Origin of the sequence: Spiroplasma sp. Moj (genome assembly GCF_016082285.1) — a bacterium.
Taxonomy (GTDB): domain Bacteria; phylum Bacillota_I; class Bacilli_A; order Mycoplasmatales; family Mycoplasmataceae; genus Spiroplasma; species Spiroplasma phoeniceum.
This window is the reverse complement of the sequence record NZ_MQTY02000099.1, coordinates 1-3750: the sequence shown is the minus strand read 5'-3', so window position 1 is coordinate 3750 and position 3750 is coordinate 1. Positions and strand designations below refer to the sequence as shown.

Genomic DNA, 3750 nt, shown 5'->3' with positions numbered 1-3750 from the left:
CTATTTCAGCAACCTTTAAAATATCTAACATTTTATTAAAAGTGGCTTGTTTTATTCCTGTTAATCGGAATAATTCTTTATCATTAATAAAATCAAATTTATCAAATTTCATAATTTTAGATTCCTATAATTTCTATTTTAAATATATTTTATAGGAATTTTAAAATAACTAGGTTATGCAAGAAGTCTAATAAAAAATAAAATAAATTTATAATTGGTCAATGATTTGTTCTAATAATGCTGAAACTGACAAATCATATTGTTTTGCAACTTGTTTTAATTTTAATATTTTGTCAGGGTAAACAGAAAGAGATAATTGTACCTTTCTTGGTTTATCTTGTTTTTTTTCAAAATTTAAAGTAAGTTGTTGTTTTATTTCATTTGTTTTATGGGTTAAGTCTTCGGCAACTTGTTTACTAATTGGTCTTAAATTTGCTCTGTCAAATAAATTATTATCTGTCATATTTATATCACTCCTTTTTGTTCTAATTCAGCAACAATATTAAAATAAGGGTTTTCTTTATTTTTTAAAGTTTTAATAACGGGAACGCCTGTTATTTCACTAGTTTTAAAAACTTGTTTTTTCCTAATTTCTTGTTGCACTACTAACTTATTTAAATTACTTTTTTCTAAGTATTCTTTAAAATCTTTTGAAACTTTATAATGGTCAAAATTATTTTTTATAATTGCATTAATACGATTTTTAATAAACAATTTATTACATAATTCTTCTCATAATTCATATGTCATATTTAATGCTCTTAATGAATGAATAGAATTATCACACACCAAAATAATATTAGTAGCAATAGTATAGGCATTTACATTAGTAATATTTAAACTTGGGTTAGTATCAATCAAAATATAATCGTAGTTTTTTTCTAAGTAATTATAATTTTGCCTAAATTTAATATCTAAAAGTTTCTCTCTAGATATTTCATTTACTAATTTAATTTCTAATTTTGCCATTTGAATATTTGTAGGAATTATATTTATATTTTCAATGTCAGTTTTAAAGACTAAATTTTCTAATTTATCATTAATATTAAATAATTCCATAGAATATGATTTGTCAGTTTCTAATTGAAAACATTGCGTTAAATTTCCTTGGGGGTCAAGGTCAATCACAAGTATTCTTTTCTTTTTTTCTATGGCAAGAAAACAAGACAAATTAAAAGTAAAATTTGTTTTACCAACACCACCCTTTAATGCTCCAATTGTAATAATTTTCATTTTGTGTTTTCCTTTCTTATGTTTTGTGTATATACATTATATACTTATACTAAGTATATATTATACATAAATATTTTATGTATTTAAAAAATGTAATTAAATAATATTACTTTATGTTGTTCTACACACCGGTTATCTTCTTTAATGCGTTCGTTGATAAATTTTGCCATTGCTTGGTTTGGGACAATTCATCAACATTCGTAATCTTGTTTTAAGTACGAAACCATACTGTCAAAAATCAGTTTATATCGTGTTTTTGCTTTGCGGGTGCGTTCGCATTCTATTAAGACATTTTTATTGTCTGATGTTTCAATTAATAGGTCAGGGTATCATTTAAGATTACCATTATCTATTTTTAACTCCCGCTCCGTTTGATAATGCTCGATGTCGGTTTGTGCGACAAGTCATTTAATCATCATATCTTGGTGGGGGAGCTCATTAAAATTGATTTTAATTTGATGTGCCTTACGACCAAAATAATAATTACCACTACTAGATAAAACATAAATGTTTTTACGCGTTAACTTATTCGCAGTAATCAATTTCTTTTTAACTAATCTTGTTAAATGAGTTTGAATTGTATAAATATTTTTATTTAGTAGCAGAGATATTTGTTCTAAATTTAAGTATCCCCAACGATTTATCATATCCATAATTTTAATCTGCTCTGTCATATTTTTAACTCCTTACCAACCATCTTTGTAGCACCAACAGGGCGGTTTTTTTTTTTTTTTTAGGGGCGCGGGCAAAAAGAAAAAAGGAACATAAAACCCGAACGAGCAGTGTTAGTAGTTGACCCCGCTATCCCGTAGGGATAGCGGGGTCAACTACTCTTTGCTTGCAAAAAAGCTGCTAGTAAAGGTCATTTATTATAATTTATATAGTTTTTATTTATTACAATATAATTATACTATATTTTATTATATTTATTTAAAAATTAGAATTAGTACACTTATTAATTAATCAAATTTTATTTATCTTTACTATTTTTATACTAATATTTTATTTAATCTACTTGTTTGAAATATAATGAGAATGGTTTTGTTAATCATTTTGTTAGGAAAACTAAAAAATAAAAGAAAAAATAAAAACAGCACGAAAAATGTTTTTACTAATTCAAAACTATTTGTTATTATGTAGTTGGACACTTTTGGGTTAACTTTCGTCCCTGTGTCTCTAATTGTTTATATTATTCTATTAATTAAACATTGGGTCATCCAAGTCAGTTAATAACTGATTGATATCAACTTGCCGTTTTTTATCTTCGGTTGATTGATATTTTTTATTTTCATAATCACAATTAAATTTGCTGGTTACATCATTTTCAGATACTTTGGTATCTGTTTTTTTGCGGTTCAGTAAAAGAGCGTTTAACTGTTCGCGTTGTTCTTTTGCTTGCTGGCGGTGTCATTCCATACTTTCCTTAACGTTTTTAAATTGCAAAAAGAATGGATTAGTTTTTTGCATATTTTTAAAGCGTTGTTGCTCCACAGTTAAATAATGAAAACCAACTAAGTTGTATTTTTTCATTAATTCTTTCCCCATGATTTTTTTCTTTTCAGTTTTTTTTAGCGTCATATACATTATATGTATAATGTGGTTTAATTCCGATTAAATAATTTTCTTTATTTTTGTCTAAAAAACAAAAATCATCGGGCACTGATACATAACAAGTCCCAAAACGAACTAGATAACTATCTTTAGTAAATTTTTTATTTACATTTTTTTTCGGTGTGAAAATATTTGAAATATCCTTTGTTGGATTTAATTGATTAAATGCTCGATAATCATTTTGAATTTGTAATTCTTGCATAAGAATATGCTCCTTTCTGCGGTTTTAACCGTTTTTTAACCTCTTATCAGCGTTGATATTTTCCAAAATGTAGAATCCAAAATATTCTTTTGTTTGGTTTCAACGAAAATATCAAGGTAATTTTTTTTGTTATTTTGATATATATTAAATAAAAAAATAGGTAGAATGAACTTTTTTATCACTCTACCTATACACAAAATTATATAAATGTTATAATCTAACTAAGAACCTAATGGTTCAGTTAAATTAAAACCTGCTAAATGTTTTATCGACATTTTGCAAGTGTATAAGAGTGGTTTCACAGACCATTATTTTTATTTGTTTATTTAATTGATTATATTGTATCATATTTATTTATTAGACTTCTTGCATAACCTATTAAAATAATTGTAAATATTTTTAAAAAGATACTAATAGCAAATTATAATTTTAATTAATTATGTTTTTTATTTAAAAATTTAATATTTTCCTACAACGAAAAATGACTTTTTTATTTAAATTATTTAATTTTAAATACATCTTTTATTCTATCTATAATAATTGCAAATTATAAATTGAAGCAATTAAATTAAATCTTAAACTAAATCGTTTTCTATGATTACGATATTTTTCTGTATGTGAGGTACCATATACATTTTAGACCAGTTAGTCTTTTAAAAATTTTAACACAGCTTCAGTTGGTGTTAAAAAATTTATGCTTTTAT

The 3750-nt window shown here is 24.7% G+C and carries 5 protein-coding genes; all 5 read right to left on the bottom strand.

The window, feature by feature from the left end:
• Window positions 1-208: 208 nt before the first annotated feature.
• Window positions 209-463, bottom strand: coding sequence for a hypothetical protein (locus BST80_RS04545; RefSeq protein ID WP_415746158.1), 255 nt, complete (start codon window positions 461-463; stop codon window positions 209-211).
• 2 nt (window positions 464-465) lie between these two features.
• On the bottom strand, window positions 466-1233 hold the full coding sequence (locus BST80_RS04540; protein WP_415746157.1) for a ParA family protein: 768 nt from the start codon (window positions 1231-1233) through the stop codon (window positions 466-468).
• A gap of 83 nt (window positions 1234-1316) precedes the next feature.
• Window positions 1317-1907, bottom strand: a complete 591-nt coding sequence (locus tag BST80_RS04535) for a BlaI/MecI/CopY family transcriptional regulator (protein WP_415746156.1) — start codon at window positions 1905-1907, stop codon at window positions 1317-1319.
• A gap of 523 nt (window positions 1908-2430) precedes the next feature.
• Window positions 2431-2763: a hypothetical protein gene (locus tag BST80_RS04530; protein ID WP_415746155.1), complete on the bottom strand. Its 333-nt coding sequence runs from the start codon at window positions 2761-2763 to the stop codon at window positions 2431-2433.
• Complete coding sequence (locus BST80_RS04525) at window positions 2705-3046, bottom strand: hypothetical protein (RefSeq protein ID WP_415746154.1); 342 nt, start codon at window positions 3044-3046, stop codon at window positions 2705-2707. Before BST80_RS04525 ends, BST80_RS04530 begins: the two co-directional genes overlap by 59 nt.
• Window positions 3047-3750 lie beyond the last annotated feature (704 nt).